General features: G+C 39.7%; 16 protein-coding genes. 5 read left to right on the forward strand and 11 right to left on the reverse strand.

Annotation, left to right across the window (positions count from 1 at the left end; all coding sequences use genetic code 11):
- Positions 1 to 5 precede the first annotated feature (5 nt).
- Complete coding sequence (locus tag B4G94_RS22585) at positions 6 to 1,043, forward strand: GntR family transcriptional regulator (protein ID WP_108634959.1); 1,038 nt, start codon at positions 6 to 8, stop codon at positions 1,041 to 1,043.
- 151 nt (positions 1,044 to 1,194) lie between these two features.
- Here B4G94_RS22585 and B4G94_RS22590 read toward each other — a convergent pair whose 3' ends face one another.
- From B4G94_RS22590 to panC, 10 genes are all read right to left on the reverse strand, one after another.
- Entirely contained in the window at positions 1,195 to 1,767 is a 573-nt protein-coding gene (locus B4G94_RS22590) for a DUF4136 domain-containing protein (RefSeq protein ID WP_286862146.1), read from the reverse strand.
- 257 nt (positions 1,768 to 2,024) lie between these two features.
- Complete coding sequence (locus tag B4G94_RS22595; RefSeq protein WP_286862148.1) at positions 2,025 to 3,668, reverse strand: NAD+ synthase; 1,644 nt, start codon at positions 3,666 to 3,668, stop codon at positions 2,025 to 2,027.
- 814 nt (positions 3,669 to 4,482) lie between these two features.
- Complete coding sequence (locus tag B4G94_RS22600) at positions 4,483 to 5,082, reverse strand: FKBP-type peptidyl-prolyl cis-trans isomerase (RefSeq protein ID WP_286862149.1); 600 nt, start codon at positions 5,080 to 5,082, stop codon at positions 4,483 to 4,485.
- Between the two features lie 70 nt (positions 5,083 to 5,152).
- Entirely contained in the window at positions 5,153 to 5,803 is a 651-nt protein-coding gene (locus B4G94_RS22605) for an FKBP-type peptidyl-prolyl cis-trans isomerase (RefSeq protein WP_286862150.1), read from the reverse strand.
- 66 nt (positions 5,804 to 5,869) lie between these two features.
- Positions 5,870 to 6,526 (reverse strand): FKBP-type peptidyl-prolyl cis-trans isomerase, encoded by a 657-nt coding sequence (locus tag B4G94_RS22610; RefSeq protein WP_286862152.1) that lies wholly within the window; start codon positions 6,524 to 6,526, stop codon positions 5,870 to 5,872.
- Positions 6,527 to 6,601: 75 nt separating this feature from the next.
- On the reverse strand, positions 6,602 to 7,069 hold the full coding sequence (locus B4G94_RS22615) for a thioredoxin family protein (RefSeq protein ID WP_286862154.1): 468 nt from the start codon (positions 7,067 to 7,069) through the stop codon (positions 6,602 to 6,604).
- 40 nt (positions 7,070 to 7,109) lie between these two features.
- A complete protein-coding gene (locus B4G94_RS22620) occupies positions 7,110 to 9,446 on the reverse strand; it encodes a TonB-dependent receptor (protein WP_286862156.1) in 2,337 nt (778 codons plus the stop codon).
- Positions 9,447 to 9,824: 378 nt separating this feature from the next.
- Positions 9,825 to 10,187 carry a hypothetical protein gene (locus B4G94_RS22625; RefSeq protein ID WP_108634967.1) on the reverse strand — a complete coding sequence of 121 codons (363 nt, stop codon included), beginning with the start codon at positions 10,185 to 10,187 and terminating at the stop codon, positions 9,825 to 9,827.
- A 110-nt stretch (positions 10,188 to 10,297) separates the two neighbouring features.
- The gene (gene panD, locus B4G94_RS22630) at positions 10,298 to 10,648 is read right to left on the reverse strand and encodes an aspartate 1-decarboxylase (protein ID WP_286862158.1); all 351 of its coding nucleotides are present in this window, start codon (positions 10,646 to 10,648) and stop codon (positions 10,298 to 10,300) included.
- Between the two features lie 24 nt (positions 10,649 to 10,672).
- Positions 10,673 to 11,521, reverse strand: a complete 849-nt coding sequence (panC, locus tag B4G94_RS22635; RefSeq protein WP_286862160.1) for a pantoate--beta-alanine ligase — start codon at positions 11,519 to 11,521, stop codon at positions 10,673 to 10,675.
- A 148-nt stretch (positions 11,522 to 11,669) separates the two neighbouring features.
- Here panC and B4G94_RS22640 point away from each other — a divergent pair, with 148 nt between their 5' ends.
- The 4 genes from B4G94_RS22640 to uvrC all read left to right on the forward strand — a co-directional run bounded on the left by B4G94_RS22640 (position 11,670) and on the right by uvrC (position 17,855).
- Complete coding sequence (locus B4G94_RS22640) at positions 11,670 to 12,488, forward strand: glycogen/starch synthase (protein ID WP_286862162.1); 819 nt, start codon at positions 11,670 to 11,672, stop codon at positions 12,486 to 12,488.
- A 279-nt stretch (positions 12,489 to 12,767) separates the two neighbouring features.
- Positions 12,768 to 13,247 (forward strand): 2-C-methyl-D-erythritol 2,4-cyclodiphosphate synthase, encoded by a 480-nt coding sequence (ispF, locus tag B4G94_RS22645; RefSeq protein ID WP_165309169.1) that lies wholly within the window; start codon positions 12,768 to 12,770, stop codon positions 13,245 to 13,247.
- Positions 13,248 to 13,547: 300 nt separating this feature from the next.
- A complete protein-coding gene (locus tag B4G94_RS22650; RefSeq protein ID WP_108634972.1) occupies positions 13,548 to 15,818 on the forward strand; it encodes a transglycosylase domain-containing protein in 2,271 nt (756 codons plus the stop codon).
- A gap of 225 nt (positions 15,819 to 16,043) precedes the next feature.
- Positions 16,044 to 17,855: an excinuclease ABC subunit UvrC gene (uvrC, locus tag B4G94_RS22655; RefSeq protein ID WP_181390590.1), complete on the forward strand. Its 1,812-nt coding sequence runs from the start codon at positions 16,044 to 16,046 to the stop codon at positions 17,853 to 17,855.
- 157 nt (positions 17,856 to 18,012) lie between these two features.
- Here the strand turns inward: uvrC and era are convergent, their stop codons facing one another.
- Positions 18,013 to 18,891 carry a GTPase Era gene (gene era, locus B4G94_RS22660; RefSeq protein WP_077437022.1) on the reverse strand — a complete coding sequence of 293 codons (879 nt, stop codon included), beginning with the start codon at positions 18,889 to 18,891 and terminating at the stop codon, positions 18,013 to 18,015.
- Between the last annotated feature and the right edge of the window lie 104 nt (positions 18,892 to 18,995).

Below are 18,995 nucleotides of genomic sequence, written 5' to 3' on the forward strand. Positions count from 1 at the left end.
TAACAATGACCAGTTCCGTAAATCAGTTTTTAAAGACCTTAGAAATCAGTGATTTTTCTGCTACTCCCAAATATTTGCAATTGGCAAATACCATTATTGATGCCGTTAAAAATGAAACATTGGTCAGAGATGATATGCTTCCTTCTATTAATGAGCTGAGTGCATATTTGGAAATATCACGTGACACTGTCGAAAAAGCGTACCGTTATCTTAAGAAAAATGAGATTATAGCCTCTAACCCCGGGAAGGGATATTATGTGAATAAAACGGATGTCGAATCTAAACTTAAGATAGCGCTCTTTCTGAATAAACTAAGTGCGCATAAAAAAATTGTATATGATTCCTTTGCCAAACAACTGAGTGATTATGCGAATTTAGATTTATTTGTATATAATTCAGATCTATCGTATCTGAATACGCTTTTGGGCAGTTTAACCAAAACGTATGACCATTACGTACTCTTTCCACATTTTAAAGAGGGGAGAGACAAAGCACCGGACATTATCCGTAAGATTCCTGCCGAGAAGCTCATGTTGCTGGGAAAGTTCATTGAAGATGTGCCCGGAGACTTTCCTGCGGTTTACGAAAATTACGAACATGATATTTATACTGCATTGGAGGAAGCGAATGAAGTGTTGAGTAAGTACAAAAACTTGAAACTGGTATTTCCTGACTATAGTGATTTTCCAAAGGCTATTATCAAGGGATTTTATAAATTCTGTCAACAATACGCTTTTGACCATGAGCTGGTCTCTGATATAGATGAAGAGAAGGTAGAGAAAGGTACTTGCTATATCAATATTATTGAAGACGATCTCGTCAAATTGTTAAATAAGGTTATTCAAAAAAAATTGATCATCGGAAAAGATGTTGGTATCATTTCCTATAATGAGACGCCATTAAAGAAATTTATTCTCAATGGCATTACGACAATATCGACTGATTTTGAGATGATGGGTAGGATGGCTGCCGAATTGATCATTAATAAATCCAAAGATCGCGTTGAAGTACCGTTTTATTTGAAATTGCGTCCATCGGTTTAATGTTAAGTTATTGGGCTGACCTCAATCCCAATCCGGTGAAGAAGCGAATTGGGCGACGGACGGAACAATAAAAGAGATTTCTAATAAAAAAAGCGAAAGGCTGGTCTATCAAACCAGCCTTTCGTTTTTGGGCAGTCATCTTAAACTCTGCCTATTTTTTTAATGTTTTTACCGGGAACAAATCAATCACTCCGATCGCCACTTTACTGATGTTATTGATCGCTTTCTCCGGATTGTCTACATCCCCTGAACCCCGCGCCTGCCAGATCACGGTATTTGTTTTGCGGTCGATCGCTTCGATGATCAAGTGGCCATAACGATAGCGTTCTTTTGCAACGGGATAATATCCACCACCGTAATAGTAAGGTGAAAACCATGGTCTGTACCAGCCCCAAGGACCGCCCCAGCCATAATATCCGCCACCGCCATATACCAGACGGCTTTTGTTATTAACGATCGTGATATAACGGAATAATAGATCGGGATTATCTTTTGAATACTGGAGTCCCTTCGCTTCCAAGGCAGCATTTGCCGCATCCAAAATATTAGTTTTGGCAATATCATTGTCAAAATAAGACTTTGAAAGCGAGTCTACCGGTGGTAGCCAGGCATACGTCTTGAAAGGAGTAAAATCCATCTTCTCTACCCGAGTGGTATTGTATTGGTAAGATGAACATGATGCCAGCGCAACGCAGAGCACCAAAAATAACAGAATCTTTTTCATCGTAGTAATTTATTTATTAACTGTGATGAATCTATCATGAGCAACTGTTTAGCTGTTTACTCATAATGATTTCATGGCCTATATGGAACTTATATTTATTTAAATTGTTTTAAACTTTCTTAACTATTCGCTCTGGCGGCCCTCAAGCTGGCCAAAGCAATTATTATGGCAATTCACTTTTGTACTGTACAGCACCTATTTCAATTTATTTATGTTAGACAAAAAACTATAACTATGGTTTAATGCTAATTGTAAAATTAATACGGATATTTTGCTACCAACGGAATCTGTCTTCCCACACCAAAAGCTTTGGGGCTGACCCGCAGAATTGGTGGTGCCTGAAAGCGTTTAAATTCAGTATTATTCAGTAATTTACTCACTCTTTCTACTAACGCTTTTTCGAATCCCATCGCTACAACTTCGGAGCCGCTCTTTTCATTTTCAATCAATTCATATAAAATCTTATCCAGCAGGTCGTACTCCGGCAGAGAATCCGAGTCTTTTTGATCGGGACGCAATTCTGCGGAGGGGGCTTTTTCAATGGTGTTGACCGGAATAATTTCACGCTCCCGATTGATATAACGCGCCAGTTCATAAGCGCTGGATTTATAGACGTCGCCAATGACCGAAATGGAGCCTGCCATATCGCCATACAAGGTGCCGTAACCTACAGCGGCCTCGCTTTTGTTGGAAGTGTTTAATAGGATGTTGCCAAACTTGTTTGAGATGGCCATCAAAATAACAGCACGTGCACGTGCCTGTATATTTTCTTCGGTGGTATCGGGCTTCAAGTTTTCGAAGAGAGGAGCGAGCGTATTTTCGTATGCGGAAGCGATATCTTTAATGGGGACGATATGGTGTTTGCAGCCGGTATTGCACACCAGATCCATTGCATCTTTGATGGAATGGTCTGAGGAATAGACAGAGGGCATTAAAATGGAAAGCACATTGTCTGCACCGAGCGCTTCACAGGCCAAGGCAGCAACCAGGGCTGAATCTAATCCTCCTGATAAACCTAACACCGCTCTTTTGAATCCTGATTTTTGGAAATAATCGCGTAATCCCAAAATTAATGCGTCATGGATCAAGGCTATCTCTGTTGCAGGATCTTTTATCGTTGCGGTGGTTGAGGTAATATTTCTCTGATGATAGGTGACATATTGTAGGTCTTCTTCAAATCGTTTTAATTCAGCAACCTTTGTTCCGTCCTTGTTGAATGCAAGCGATCTGCCATCGAAAATAATATCCATATGTGCACCCACCTGGTTGACATAGATCAGAGGACGGTTGGATTTCTCGACCTGAAGCGAGAGCACTTTAACGCGCTTTTCAAAATGTGTGTACGAGAATGGCGAAGCTGCAATATTGATCAGCAGATCGGGATTCTCTTTTCGCAGTTCGGCCATAGGGTCACCTACATACGAGTTGCCGCCCTCATCGTCATCCCAGAGATCTTCACATATGGTCAGGGCAATTTTTACACCGTTCAATGTAATGCAGTCAAAACGTTTGTTGGGTTCAAAGTAGCGGTATTCATCAAATACATCGTAATCTGGTAATAAACCTTTTTTTACAATATTTCGAACAGCTCCCTGTTCGATAAATACAGCAGTATTGTAAAGCGCTTTTCCTTCGGGATCGCTGTTTGTGACAGGAGCACCGATGATACAGGCTATGTCTTGGCAGTGGGCTGCGATTTGGTAGATAGCTTCGTTGCACTGTTGTTTAAATACCTTACTTCGCAGCAGGTCTTTGGCCGGATAGCCTCCGATAGCGAGCTCTGCAAATATGATAAGATCTGCCGATGCCTCTTTGGCTTGGTTGATTGCTTGAATTATTTTTTTTGTATTTGCTTCAAAATTGCCAATATGGTAATTCAATTGTGCTAAAGCTATTTTCATCCTTGTTTATTTTTCCAATTTATTAGATCGCCATTGCCACATACGAAATCCTGATAAGTTCCTGTTTTTTTACGCACATCATTAAATGTCGTATATACTGACAAAAGCTGCTACACAAATTTATTCCTTTTTATTGAAAGTGTTTTGTTTATTGATATTGTTTTTCTAAAAGAATTCAGGCTTCCATTGTCCCGCTTATTTTTCCTTAAAAAAGCCATATCATTTTCTGACTCAGGAGACCAAGGTATGGTCTTCATCGAATCCGGAACAATACTACTTCAAAATGCGTTTAAAAGTATCGCAATACCCAAACAAAGTCACTAGCCTGTTACAATTTGCTAAATTGTTTTAACATAATTTTAACAACGTTAAATGCTGTTAAATTTCTTGACATAAAAGGGAATGTATGTTACCTTTGATATATCAAAACAGAAAGATATATACAAAATAATATATAAAGAACTTTTCATAATTTAGGTTAATAATTGGTTAGGTAAAGCTCGGAGTTCCCCACTTCGAGCTTTTGTTTTTTAAAAGCTCTCCTTATTCACTCATTACACTGGTCGGACATAGAGTTTTCAATCGGCTGGATTTTAAGTCGGGAAATGCACTTATTGCTCTAGTTAGGATTTATTTTGAGCAGGTTGCAGGTTTCTATTTTCCGGTAGCCAATGGGAAATATAATGCGGTGTTATTTGATAAGATATATTGTTGATTAACGGAAAGAAATAAAAAACGCCTAAAGTCAGAATTTGCTTTAGGCGTTTTTATGTTTGTATTTTATGAATATAACGGTTCTTTGTATAGGAGGATCTTATTTGATGTCAGTGACTTCAATTACAAAATCCAAGGGAGAATTAGCGGGGATTTTTCCCATTGCGAGACTCCCATGCGCCCATCTGGAAGGTACCATAATATGGATCTTAGCTCCTTTTTGAAGCCCTTTTTCGGTCAGCCCGCCTAGTTTCATGTCTCCAATCCTTTTTGGTGCAAAGGCGAATGTCCAGGCCGGAATAATTGTGCTGTCGAAGGGATATTGATAGCCTGTATTCGTTCTAATGTTGAAGGTTGATGTTTTGTCTGCTTCCGTTTGATCAAAGATATTCCCATTCAAAAGTTTTCCTACATATTTTACGGTAGGAGAAAATTTAAGATGTTTTGCATTTAGTGTATCTACTATTTTGTAGGTATAGTTACCCGTTCCTGTGGCAAGCATCTCATACCAGATTCCCGTTTCTGCATCATACTGTGCATCAGGAAACTTGCTTTCAACATAATTTTTAAGTAGGACGGAATCTGTCTTAAATTGCTCAGTCGCATTATAAATAGGAATATCGTCGTTTTTATTGCAGCTAACATTCAGCAGAATGAGGGCTACGATTCCTAAAAATAAAGGCAATAAAAACTTATTCATAGCATGATTAATAGGTCTTCAAAAACTTTTTTTGGATGGTTTTTGAAGACCTATTGTGTTTTTTGTAAGACTATTTATTTTTAATATCAACAACTTCAATTGTAAAATCTAAAGGTGATTTAGCTGGAATCGAAACGTCTGAAGAGGAGGAGCCTTGTTTGCCCGTATCACCATAAGCCCAAGGAGACGGGGTAATGATGCGGATTTTAGATCCTTTTTTTAGACCAGTTGGCGTAATTCCTCCCGTTGGAATGTCCTTGCCATTATACGAAATGGATTTCGGAAGAAAAGCGATCTGCCAAGCTGTGATAACGCTGGATAAATTCAATGTAGCTGTCTTTCCTTCTTCGGTTTGTTGGAATATTGTGCCACTGGGAACGAGTTTACCAATATATTTTACCGTCGCATCAGGTGCTATAATTCCACCATTGGAGTTAAATGAATAGGTGTATGAGCTCTCCTCTCCAGTTGCTAAAAGCTGGTAGGCTAAACCTAGAGAATCAATATATTGTACATTCTGAAGCTGGTTGTCCGCCACATATTTTTTGATAATAGGAAATTGTTCTTCAACGCGCTTATTGTTGATGGAATCCTGAATGCGTTGTTTTTCCAACTGTTCTCTTTCCCAAGCGGCATAGTCAAAATTGTCTTTGTTACAGCTAGCAAAAAAGATCGAGGCCAGTGTTAGCCCAAAGAATAAGGTAGATAGTAGTTTTTTCATGGTATTGTGTTTTTAAAAAAAGCCATTTTCAATATGAAAATGGCTTCCATAAATAAAAAGTGTTTTTTAGATTGAAGTGGCTTTTTCCATGCTTACTACCTCGATCGTATATACCAATGGAGAATCAGCAGGAATTGATGGACCATCACTAATTTTATAGGTTCTATTATCAAATCCCCAAACAGAAGGTGTAACCAATTTAATTTTTGAACCCTTTTTTAAGCCCTTAGGTAAAAGTCCCAATAATTTTTTCTCAGCTCCATTGCTGTTAATGGATTCTGGAACGAATGCAAAGAACCAGCATCCACCAAGAAACTGTCCTTGTGTTGTTTCAGTATAAGTAATTCTTAAATCAGAATAATTGGCTGGAGTTCCTTCTTTTGTTTGAGCGAATACTGTCTTATTGTTATCCATTAACTCGCCTTTATAGTTGACACTGATTTTAGGGATACCTGTAGTATAGTCGAATGGATCTCCCGTTCCCTCATTTAGGACCTCATACCATATTCCAATAGAGTCGGAAGAAAATTTCGGATTTGTAAAATTTGCGGCAGCATAATCTTTGATTGCCTGTGCTTGCTGTTTTTTGGTTTTATATTGTCTGATCTGTTCTTGTCTAATCTGTTCGTTTATAGCATCATAATCGATGTTATCTTTGCTACAAGATGCGAAGATCATTCCCAGACACAAAAATGCCATTAAAAATTTCGTGATATTTTTCATAATTTCTTAAAGTGTGTATTAATTATAAGATTCCAAACGCAGGTTCATTTGGTTTCGCTACACAAATATGTTAAATTATTCTAAAAAAACACTTAACTCTTTTGAATTCAGGTATTTTTGCTGTATATTTTTTAAGCGAAATTTGCTATCAAATCGAAGGATGCTCGGAAAAACCATTTGTTTTCCCTGCAATAACAGTAGCGCCAAAGGATGGTACTGACCAGTTTTTTTTCTGTTGGATTCAGCTTTCCAGATGCTTTGATCAAAGCTGATCTCCGCCACGGATTCCGCATCCAGACTGACTGCATAATAATTTTTATTGATCACAGTGACAAGATTCTGCTTGGTGAATATCTCCCGTTCCATCTTACGGCAATAGCTACACCAGTCGGTATGGATAAAAATAAGGGTTTCCCGCGGTTCGACTGCAAGTAAAGAATCGAGCTGTTCAAAACTGACCCAATTGATCCGCTCCTGCCCAAAATGGAGGAGCGGATAAAATAATGCGATCAATAGCATGCTTATTTTCCGGCAATATTTCATTGTTTTTTTATTAGCGTCTATTTCTCCCAATGGCAATTTCTTAATGAAAATGACCGATCCGGAGTCCGAACGTAAAGGTTCTCGGACGTGTTGGCCCATAGATATAATCTGAATCCCGTAAAGCTCCTTTGTCAAAATCCTTTTGAAAAGCGTTGAACATATTCTGGACGCCACCAAAGAATTCAATGCTGAAGTCCTTGTGGACAGGAAGTGTATAGCCCAAGCGTAGGTTTAATTCAACAAAATCTCTTGCATTTTTTAAGGTCATGATATCTTGCTGGATATGGGGTACAATCATTTTACCGGTATATACTCCGGTCAAGTCAACTGCAAACCGTTTTGTCGCTTTCAGGTTGGTGTTCATATAACCGTAAATATTGGGTGTCCGGACATATTTCTTTGTCCAGATATCATGGGCATCCTCTTTGCCTTCATAGATCAGCTGATCTTTTTTATAACGCGAGCGTTGGATTGTTCCTCCGGTCTGGAAGGAAAGCCAGGATGAAGGGGCAATATTGATTTCGATGTTGGAGCCATACACACGTGCGCCTTCTCCATTTTGCATCTCCTGAATAATCAACCCATCCTTTTCTGAGGCCATAATGTTGACAAACTGATTGTTGAGATCTGTATAGAAACCTTCGACAAGCAAGCTTGTCTGTACATTTCCAAAGTTTTTATTGTAACTGAATGATCCCGTATAGGCATTGGAATATTCGGTTTTTAAGTTTTCACCAATAAGGACAAAAACCTGGTTGCCGCCGATCGAGGTCACGTGCATGTCTTCATTAAATGCCTGCGGCGCCCGAAAACCACGTGCATATCCACCCCTGAATTGCAGGTCTTTCGTGATATCATAAAGAACAGTTAATCGTGGGCTGAACGTACCAAAGCGTTGATCCGAATTCCGATTTATACCTGCAAGACTGTATTTACCATCTACATACGTGTAATCGTAGCGGGCGCCAATCAGTGTTTTCAATGTGGAAAAGGGTTTCCATTCGTATTGTGCATAAGTACCCAACCCCTTATTCTGCTGGTCAATCGTCCGCTTATAGCCGAGAATCTCATCCTGGGTGTCGTTATAGGAAAACTCTACACCTGCTGTAAATACATCTTTTTCAAAATTGTAGGTGTATTGACTTCCTAAAACAAGTGCAATATCATCTGTTTTTCCATACGAATTGGATGCAAGTGTACTGTCAGCGCGTGTGGTTCCGCCACCAAGACCGCCATAATAGCTGTCACGTTCGGTTTTCTGAACGGAACCATAAGCCGACAGCTTGTGTTTGTAATCTTCGGAATAATGATCGTAGGTGATTCCACCAACAATGGAACTGGTTTGCAATTGCTCTGTGATCTGAGTCAGGTGGGGCGCTTTATCAAGCTGATCTCCACCCCGACGGAATTCATTGACCGTACTGAAATCAATGGTAATTTTATCCAGATCGCTCGGTTTGTAAAACACCTTGGTGCCAAACGTAGTATTCCGAAGCTTAGTGATTTCCGAAAATCCATCCCCATTGGAGTCGTAAGATTCCCTATTGCGGTGCATGCCATAAAATGTTGCGCCGGTTTTTAAGTCCTCCGCCACAAGAGAGGTATTGAAGTCTACGGTGTTGTCCCAGCTTTTTCCGCCGATTAATGAATTGGTGGATTTTACCTGCCAGTCGTTCTCGACGGGATCTTTTGTAATGATATTGATGGTTCCGGCGATGGCATTGGCTCCGAATAGTGCGGAGCCACCACTACGGACAACTTCGATCCGGTCAATCATACTGGTCGGGATCTGATCCAGTCCATAGACACTATTTAATGCCGAAAAAACAGCTCTACTGTTGATTAATATCTGTGAATATGGCCCTTCGAGGCCATTGAGCCTAACCTGTGAAAAACCACAATTTTGACAGTTATTTTCCACCCGAACACCGGGTTGATAATTTAATGTCTCTGACATCGCGACAGATTGTGTTGCATTGAATAGTTTTGGACCTATGACATTGACCACAACCGGTGCATCCTTACGTTTAACACCGTAACGCGTAGCCGAAACGACAACCTCGTCGAGATTAAGGTTGTCTTCGTCAAGCTGGATCTGAAGCGGTGATTTTAAGGTGTCCAAACTGATCACTTTTGTCAGTGAGCGATAACCTACAGCGGAAATATTTAAAGTTACTTTGGGCGTAGTCAGGCTATTGAATTTAAAGTGTCCATCAGCATCTGATGTCGTGGCTGATTTGCTGTTCTTTATGGTCAATGTGCCAGAAGCAATGGCTTCACGGTTTTTATTGAATAAATATCCCTCCAAAGGTGATTGTGCGTATATGGTGGATGTGCCGGCTATTAATGTAGCCAGCAGCGTATATTGCTTTAGCATTTTTATAAGATTGAGTATGGAGTACTTCGTTTTGAGATCTTAATCCTAAAAGCTTATAATCTTTTATATTGCATACTTTTTTGCTATAGAAAGGGGTGATGCTCATGTTAGCATCTTGCCTGTCAGCTGTATCATATAACATTGACTATATATCTGGCCCTAAGATGTACAAAGATCTTTGGACTGCAGGTCACTCACCTGCAGCCAATCTACCGTTTACTTTTAATCATCAAATATGAACAATAGTTCTTGCACCCATGTACAAGCCACGATCTTGATCAATTTTTCGATTCCGGAAATAGAGCAGCTGACAAATGCCAGCGGCATTGCCTGATGTTATTTCACAGGGTGTACGTCAGATTAAAAAAATAAATGTTTTTATGCGAAGCGGGGAGGCCCTCGAAGGTAATAGGGACTGCTTGTGATGCTGGTAATTTCGGGGCAGATCGAACAATAATCCGTTAGCTGAATTTCCTTTGGTATAGGAAGTTCGAGAATAATGAAATCGGTCTGTACGTAATTGTTTTGATAAATGACATTCAGATAATCGATCTGATCGTCTGTTTCTTGAGGTTTTTCTTTCTTTGTAAAATCATAAGGGTGCGTGTGCATCACGATTTCCCCATTTGATTTTACCTCTTTGTGCATAAAAATAACACCCGAAAGAATAATCAGCGACATCAAAGCCAATTGGAATGATGCGATAAGCTGACGCAGATTTCTTGTTATTTTTGATTGCATAAAAAAGCGCTACTTGTTCGAGTAGCGCTTCAAAAATACGATTTTTATTTAGCAGTATATAGTTCTGCTAGATAAAATTATTATTAAGTACTGTAGTAAGTACCTCAATACTATCTAATCAAATGGTTGTTGTCGTTCGGGAATACCAAAGCGGGCTTAAACTGCTTTGCCTCCTCAAAGTCCATTGTTGCATAAGAAATGATAATAACGATATCGCCAACCTGTACCAAACGTGCTGCAGCTCCATTTAAACAGATCGTGCCCGATCCGCGCTGTCCGGGAATCACATACGTTTCTAGGCGGGCCCCATTATTGTTATTTACAATCTGAACTTTCTCGTTAGCGATGATATTTGCAGCATCCATCAAATCTTCATCTATCGTGATACTACCCACGTAATTCAATTCCGCCTGTGTAACTTTCACGCGGTGGATCTTGGATTTCATTACTTCTATTACCATGGCGCAAAGGTAAAATTTTTTTTATTAAGCTAACGTCATATTATCAATAAGACGAACGCCTTCAACCCAGGCTGTTACCAGAGCCACATACTGTTTGCTGGCATCAATCCGCTCAACTTCTTTTAAAGAGTTGCTTTCACAGATCGCAAAATATTCGACTGTTAATTCCTTTGTCTGTGTCAAAATAGTGAGGGCTTTCTTTTTAATTTCTTGTAGGTCAATGTTGTCTGCAAGATGATCTTTCACATATTGTAACGAACGCGAAAGCGCGAGGGCTTTTATTTTTCCTTCTTCGCTCAGGCGCATATTTCGCGAACTCAAGGCTAAACCGTGTTCATCCCTGATTATTGGACAGATCGCCAATTGAATTGGAAGATCTTTGATTTCGATCATACGTTTGATGACCATCACCTGCTGGAAATCTTTTTGACCAAAACAGGCGATATCGGGTTGTACTAATGTAAACAATTTGTAGACCACCTGTGTTACACCCTGAAAATGTCCCGGACGTTTTTCTCCTTCCCAGATTTGATCCAGTTCGCCAAGGTCAATATGCCAATTTTCATCTTTGTCGGGGTACATTTCATCTACACTTGGCATAAATAAAATGTCGCAAGCGACGGATTCCAATAGCTTAATGTCATTTTCAATTGGACGCGGATATTTTTCAAGGTCTTTAGGGTCGTTAAACTGTGTAGGATTGACAAAAATGCTACAAACACGAATATCACTGATGGGTTTCGCATAATCTAATAACGATAAATGTCCTTCATGAAGTGCTCCCATAGTGGGGATTAAGGCTATCTTTTTACCTGCCGAGCGTGCTTTTTGGAGATGTGCTTGGAGGGATGCTTTCGTTTTGAAAATTTCCACTTTGCTGAATAGTTTTTTGTTCGCAAAGTTGCATATTATTTTGGGAATATAAAACGATGATTGATAGTAAATTGCATGGTAAGTATTTTTTTTGTACCTTTGTAGACCGATTTTACTGTTCGAAAATAATAAATAAAAATAACTGGAGATGGCAAAAACGAAGATATTGTTTATTACTCACGAGATGTCGCCTTTCCTCGAATTAACCAAAATTTCTGAAATTACACGTCAACTGCCTCAAGCGATGCAAGAGAAGGGTTTTGAAATCCGGATCTTGATGCCTCGTTTTGGGAATATCAATGAGCGTAGAAATAGATTACATGAGGTGATTCGTCTTTCAGGCTTGAACATTGTTGTGGATAATAATGATAATCCGCTAATTATTAAAGTAGCTTCACTGCCTGCAGCCCGAATGCAGGTGTATTTCTTGGATAACGAGGACTACTTTCAGCGTAAAAAAGTTTTTAGTGATGAGCATGGCGAATTCTTTGCAGACAATAATGAGCGTTCAGTGTTCTTCTGTAAAGGAGCGTTGGAAACTGTTAAGAAATTAGGCTGGTCGCCGGATGTAGTACACTGTCACGGATGGTTCTCTGCTTTGGTACCTGCTTACGTAAAAACAACGTATAAGGACGACCCTACATTTAAGGATGCAAAAGTGATGTATTCTTTGTTTAACGAAGAGTTCAAAGGTACATTGGGTTCAAAGTATGCTGAAATGGCTCCGGAAGGTGCTTTTAAAGCTGAAGATGCGCAAGTGTATGGTGATGGTAGCTATGAAGCAATCTATAAAGGTGCATTGCATTATACGGATATGGTTGTCGTAGCTGATGGAAATGTCAATACGGAGATTGTTGATTTTGCCAGGTCCAAAGACATTCAGGTTTTTGAGCCTAACGGTGATCAGGACTACGATGCATTTGGCGAAGTGTATGATCAGTTTGCGCCTGAGGAAGTGGAAGTATAGATCCATGTCCTGAAAGCTTGAGTAAAACAAACAGACAATAAGTTATAACAAAGGGCTATTTCGGACGAAATAGCCCTTTGTTATTCGGGTTATACCACTATTGACTACCAATAGTTAAAGCGGAAGATCATGTCCGGTGCTAAACTCCATTTCAAAATATCAGCTCTAAAATGTTATCTTCGTAGCAATGAAGATATCGTGGACGCAAATTTGGTTTGCGAGGTAAAACGAGCTTATTTATTACGTTGAAAAACGTATTCTCATAATTTAATAGTAATCATGAAAATCAAGGTAGGATTTGGATTTGATGTCCATCAAATAAAAGCGGGGCATCCATTTATTGTTGGAGGTGTACAGTTGGAGCATCATGCAGGAGCTTTTGGTCACTCAGATGCCGATGTGTTGGTCCACGCCATCTGTGACGCTATTTTGGGAGCCGCAAACTTGGAAGACATCGGTTATCACTTCCCCAACACGGATATGCGGTGGAAAGGGATCAGTAGCTTGTTGCTGTTGAAAGAATGTATGAAATTGATTCAGGCAAAAGGATATCAACTTGGCAATATTGATGCGATGCTTTGCCTTGAAGCACCCAAAATCAAGCCTTATATTCCACAGATGAAGGTCAAACTTGCTGAAGCTACAGGTCTGGATACGGATGATATTTCCATCAAAGCAACCACGAATGAAACAATGGGTTTTATCGGTAGGCAAGAAGGAGTCGTTGCTTATGCCGTCTGTTTGATAGAACGGGTATAGCATCATTATCAACCTGGTAAAAGGAAACATTTTCATGTTTTCATGCACACTTTTGAATGAATTAGTAATACCTTTGCCATGAATCATTCTTTGGCACATTATCTGATAGAGTGGACATTAAAATCATATTGAAATCTATATGAGAGCAAATAGTGAAATATCCAATTGAAAAAGATAAATACGGATCAAAAAACTGGATATTCCATGTAGCTTGAAAAAAACAAAATGCAGTACATTCATCAATGCTAAATGAAAAAAAGCATAAATGAATAATGTTTGCACATGAAATTTAGTAAATAGATGAAGCGAGTATCAAAAAAAAATCAACTTACTGAAGGCGATATAAAACGATATACATTCAATTTTTGGAAGATCATTATCGGCATTGTAGCCTTGGGATTCCTATTTATATTGAGTATACGCCTTGGACTATTTGGAAAATTGCCTTCGTTTAACGACCTGGAAAATCCAAAAAGCAATTTAGCGTCTGAGGTCATTACGGAGGATCATAAAGTATTAGGAACTTATTATGTACAGAATCGGTCGAATGTTAAATACAGTGAACTGTCACCCTATTTGGTCAAAGCATTGGTCTCCACAGAGGACAAGCGCTTCTATGACCATTCTGGGATAGATTATTCCCGTACCTTTACCGTGATCTTCCATACATTGACCGGCAATAAACAGGGGGGAAGTACCATTACGCAACAGCTGGCGCTTAACCTTTTTTCTGATGGCCGCCAAAAGAACTTTTTAAAACGGGTTATCCAAAAATTTCAAGAGTGGGTGACAGCTGTCCGTCTGGAAAGAAATTATACTAAGGATGAGATTATTACCATGTATTTCAATACGGTGGATTTCGGTGCATACAATACATTTGGGATAAAATCTGCAGCGCGAACTTATTTCAATACCACACCAGATAAATTAACTGCTGAACAAGCGGCGCTTTTAGTGGGCATGTTGAAAGGTCCCGGAGCCTATTCACCCGTAAGATATCCTGAAAAGTCAAAAATTCGGCGTAATACCGTATTAAATAATATGGTGGCGGCCAATTTTATTTCTGCCGAAGAAGCATCGAATGCGAAGGAGAAACCACTCGGACTGGAATTGAAAATTGCAAACTACGGGGAAGGGCTGGCGCCTTATTTTAGAGCTGTATTGAAGGATCAGATTAAAAAGGAATTTGCTAATCTTAAGATTGTTAAAGCTGACGGGACACCTTATGACTTAGACCGCGATGGATTAAAGATCTATACGACTATCAATATGTCCATGCAACAGTATGCCGAGGATGCGCAGAAAGAATGGATGAAGCAGCTGCAATCGAAATTTTCGGCGCAGTGGAAAAATAGAGATCCGTTCAAAGGCGATAAAGCAAAACTGCTGATCAGTGGAATGAAACGTTCTGATCGTTATCGGATATTACGTGAAGAGGGATTAAATGATGATCAGATCAAAAAAGCCTTCAATGTGAAAGTTGCGATGAATATTTTCACCTGGAAAGGCAGTAAAGATACCATGATGACACCAATGGATTCCATTAAATACAACAAACTCATGCTCCGGAATGCCATGATGTCCATGGAGCCAAAAACAGGGCATATTAAGGCTTGGGTCGGTGGAATTGATTTTGATCACTTCAAATATGATCAGGTTAAAATGGGAACACGGCAGGTCGGGTCTACAGCGAAGCCATTTACCTATGCAGTAGCTATCGATAACGGTTATTCGCCTTGTTATAGTATTCCGAATTACCAACAAACATATAATGGTTGGACGCCAAGAGGAAATGCACAGGGCGGGAATCCGATTACTTTGGCAAAGGCATTAGCTTATTCACAAAACTTTGCAACAGCTTATCTCGTGCATGAAGTGGGGGCTGCGGAGGTCGCTGCGTTAACCAAACGCATGGGAATAACGAGCGATGTGCCCAATTACCCTTCCATTTCCCTAGGTGCCTATGAAGCATCTGTTTTTGATATGGTTGGTGCTTATTCTGCTTTCGTTAACCAGGGAACCTGGATCGAACCAACAGCCATTTTACGTATCGAAGATAAAAATGGGACGCCTATCTATGATAAGGCGCCGAAAGTAGTGAAAGCACTGAATAGCGAATCCGCTTATATTATTGTTGATATGCTGAAAAAAGTTGTATCTCAGGGTACGGCTCGGCGTATTCAGTGGAAATACAAACTTACCAATCCGATAGGTGGTAAAACAGGTACAACCAATGATAACTCCGATGCATGGTTTATCGGTATCACTCCGGAACTGGTCACAGGTGTCTGGACGGGAGCAGAGGATCGCGGAATTAGTTTTGACCGTATGGAATATGGACAGGGAGCTGCCGCAGCTATGCCGGTCTTTGCCTTCTTTATGCAAAAGGTTTATAAAGATTCAAACCTGAAATATACAAAAGGTGATTTCGAACAGCCGCAGGGAGGACTTACCCGTGTTATTGACTGTAACCAGTATTGGGGCGGTGGCGGCTCTGATGTCGAAGACGGATCTACAGATTCAAGCAGCAAGGATGAGCCGAAATTAAAGGATGACCGCTTGGGATTTTAATCTGAGTATTGAGTATTGAGAAATTAGAATTGAGTATTGAGATTCTGGTTGGGCAAGCCTGCGGCTTACAAGTTGCTTCATTTTCTAATTTTGACTTTTCAGATTTGAGTATGGAGATTTTGTTTACGCCAGCTTGTTTTTCAAAGATTAAAGAATAAGAGCTCGAGTTTGATAAGCCTGTGGCTTATAAGCTGTCTCCGTTTTTTACTTTTTAATTTTAAAGTTTTGACATTTGACTATAGAGAAGAATTAAAGAAGATACCTCATCGACCAGGGGTCTATCAATATTTTGATAAACACGATGAATTGATCTATATCGGTAAAGCGAAAGACCTTCGTAACCGGGTAGGTTCTTATTTTGTCAATGAAAATCAATTAAACGGTAAGACCCGTGTTTTGGTCCGTAAGATCAACCGTATTTCTTTTACTATAGTAGATACCGAAATTGATGCTTGGTTGCTTGAGAATTCATTAATCAAGAAGCATAAGCCAAAATACAATGTCATGCTCAAGGATGACAAGACCTATCCATGGATTGTCATTAAGAACGAACCCTTTCCCCGTGTTTTTTGGACGAGGCAATTTATTAAGGATGGTTCCCGCTACTACGGACCGTACCCTTCTGTTGGTATGATGCACATCGTACTGGATCTGATCCGTGAACTGTTTCCGCTTCGGACATGTAATCTGGCGCTTACGCAGGAGAATATCCGAAAAGGTAAGTTCAAAATCTGTCTCGAATATCAGATCGGAAACTGTAAAGGGCCCTGTGAAGGATATCAGTCTGAAGAAGACTACGATCAGAACCTGAGTGACATCAAGGATATTCTGAATGGTAAAATTGCCGTGGTCACCAATAGACTAAAAGAAAGCATCGCTTCAGCGGCCGCTTCGCTGGATTTTGAACGGGCACAATTGATTAAAGCCAAACTCGATAAACTGGACAATTATCAGAGCAAATCGACCGTGGTCAATTCTTCAATAACCAACGTGGATGTATTTAGCATTGCCTCGGATGAGGGCTACGCCTTTGTCAATTATCTAAAGGTAATGAATGGCGTCATTATTCAGACGCAGACCCTTGAAATGAAACGCCGTTTGGATGAGAGCGAACAGGAACTACTGTCTCTAGCCATCCCCGAAATACGCGAACGGTTTAAAAGCCTTTCGCGGGAGATTATTGTCCCCTTCGAACTGGATATTGAGGAAAACGAACGGATAAAATTCACAATTCCCAAACTGGGGGAAAAGAAGAAACTCTTGGAGCTTTCCCAAAAAAATGTAGCTTTTTTTAGGAAAGAACGTTTGTTACAATACGAAAAACTGAACCCTGACATTCGTACGGAACGTATTTTAAAGCAGATGCAGAAGGACCTGCGCATGAATGTCCTGCCTCAGCATATCGAATGTTTTGACAACTCCAATATTCAGGGGAATTATCCTGTATCAGCTATTGTAGTGTTTAAAGATGCAAAGCCTTCCAAAAAAGACTATCGGCATTTTAATGTGAAAACAGTGGAGGGACCCAATGATTTTGCGACCATGGAGGAGGCTGTTTTTAGACGATACAGAAGGTTATTGGATGAAGATCAATCCTTGCCACAGTTGATTATTATTGACGGGGGTAAGGGACAATTGGGCGCTGCATTAAAAAGCTTGCGCTTACTGGGAATAGAACGTAAGGTAACTGTCATCGGTATCGCTAAGCGACTTGAAGAATTGTTCTATCCCGGAGATCAATATCCACTCTATTTAGATAAGAAATCGGAAACATTAAGGATCATCCAGCACTTACGTGATGAGGCGCACCGCTTTGGGATCACCTTTCACCGTAATCAACGCAGCCGCAAGACTTTTGTGTCTGAACTGGAAAATGTACCAGGGATCGGAAAAACAACGGTGGAAAAGGTGCTTACCGAATTTAAATCGGTTAAACGTGTGAAAGAAGCTTCGGATGAAGACCTAAAAAAAGTGCTTAATCTGAAACAGATTAAAGCACTCCGTGCATATTTTAATGAAACGAACCTGTCGAGCTAGCGCTGACTTTTCTGATATTGCTGTTTTCTTTGTTCATTTTTGTGATAGTAAAAATGGATAAAGAAAAATAGATTGCATGATACAAAAACTAAAGTAAGTGAGCCAAAGGCTTGTACAACCAGAATCTCAATACTCAATACTATCTACTCAGTACTAATTAATCGTCGTAACCAAAACGTTTGAGGTAATTCTTCTTGCTTCTCCAGTCGGGGATTACCTTCACGAAAAGTTCCAGGAAAACCTTTCCATCAATAAATTCTTCAATATCCTGGCGGGCATAGGTACCTACTTTTTTGATCATAGCTCCCGCTTTACCGATGATAATGTTTTTTTGTGAATCGCGCTCGACAATAATTTCGGCGGCAATACGCGTAATATTTGCTTCTTCTTTGTAGGAAGTGACGATCACTTCTGTACTGTAAGGAATTTCTTTGTCATACAGTTTGAATACTTTTTCACGTATCATCTCGGAGACAAAGAAACGCATGGATTTGTCCGTCAATTCATCTTTTTCGTAGTAAGCCTCGTGGATAGGCAACTTATCTTTGATGTACTGCATGACGGCTGATACATTATGATCCAACTTGGCTGAAATAGCGAAGATTGTGTCAGGATTTAGCTTTTCTTGCCAAAATTCAATTTTGGCCTTTACCTCTTCTTCAGAAGATTTATCTATTTTGTTGATCAGGACGGCTACCGGAGAATTCGTTTTACGTAATTTCTCCAATACGTCATTCTCGTCGTATTTCTCGTGGATATCAGTCACAAATAAAATAATGTCCGCATCAATAAGCGATCCCTGGACAAAGTTCATCATTGATTCCTGTAGAGAATAGTTTGGTTTGATGACTCCCGGTGTGTCGGAAAACACAATTTGATGGTCTTCATCGTTTACAATACCGATAATGCGGTGTCTTGTCGTTTGCGCTTTAGGTGTGATGATAGACATCTTTTCACCTACTAAAGCGTTCATTAGGGTGGACTTACCAGCATTTGGCTTTCCGATGATACTTACGAATCCTGCTTTATGTGACATTTTTCTAAATTTTATTAGGATTACAAAGAAACAAAATATATCTTTGTACTCCAATTCGGAAGGATCATAATCTTGTTTTTTCAAAAGAAAAAAGCAATTTTGTT

The organism is Sphingobacterium sp. UBA7625 (genome assembly GCF_002484085.1).
Classification (GTDB): domain Bacteria; phylum Bacteroidota; class Bacteroidia; order Sphingobacteriales; family Sphingobacteriaceae; genus Sphingobacterium; species Sphingobacterium athyrii.

Excerpts from the sequence above, each read along its gene's own strand:
- B4G94_RS22585 (WP_108634959.1), top strand. The coding sequence starts at position 6 with ATGACCAGTTCCGTAAATCAGTTTTTAAAGACCTTAGAAATCAGTGAT.
- B4G94_RS22590 (WP_286862146.1), bottom strand. The coding sequence starts at position 1,767 with ATGAAAAAGATTCTGTTATTTTTGGTGCTCTGCGTTGCGCTGGCATCA.
- B4G94_RS22595 (WP_286862148.1), bottom strand. The coding sequence starts at position 3,668 with ATGAAAATAGCTTTAGCACAATTGAATTACCATATTGGCAATTTTGAA.
- B4G94_RS22600 (WP_286862149.1), bottom strand. The coding sequence starts at position 5,082 with ATGAATAAGTTTTTATTGCCTTTATTTTTAGGAATCGTAGCCCTCATT.
- B4G94_RS22605 (WP_286862150.1), bottom strand. The coding sequence starts at position 5,803 with ATGAAAAAACTACTATCTACCTTATTCTTTGGGCTAACACTGGCCTCG.
- B4G94_RS22610 (WP_286862152.1), bottom strand. The coding sequence starts at position 6,526 with ATGAAAAATATCACGAAATTTTTAATGGCATTTTTGTGTCTGGGAATG.
- B4G94_RS22615 (WP_286862154.1), bottom strand. The coding sequence starts at position 7,069 with ATGAAATATTGCCGGAAAATAAGCATGCTATTGATCGCATTATTTTAT.
- B4G94_RS22620 (WP_286862156.1), bottom strand. The coding sequence starts at position 9,446 with ATGCTAAAGCAATATACGCTGCTGGCTACATTAATAGCCGGCACATCC.
- B4G94_RS22625 (WP_108634967.1), bottom strand. The coding sequence starts at position 10,187 with ATGCAATCAAAAATAACAAGAAATCTGCGTCAGCTTATCGCATCATTC.
- panD (WP_286862158.1), bottom strand. The coding sequence starts at position 10,648 with ATGGTAATAGAAGTAATGAAATCCAAGATCCACCGCGTGAAAGTTACA.
- B4G94_RS22640 (WP_286862162.1), top strand. The coding sequence starts at position 11,670 with ATGGCAAAAACGAAGATATTGTTTATTACTCACGAGATGTCGCCTTTC.
- ispF (WP_165309169.1), top strand. The coding sequence starts at position 12,768 with ATGAAAATCAAGGTAGGATTTGGATTTGATGTCCATCAAATAAAAGCG.
- B4G94_RS22650 (WP_108634972.1), top strand. The coding sequence starts at position 13,548 with ATGAAGCGAGTATCAAAAAAAAATCAACTTACTGAAGGCGATATAAAA.
- era (WP_077437022.1), bottom strand. The coding sequence starts at position 18,891 with ATGTCACATAAAGCAGGATTCGTAAGTATCATCGGAAAGCCAAATGCT.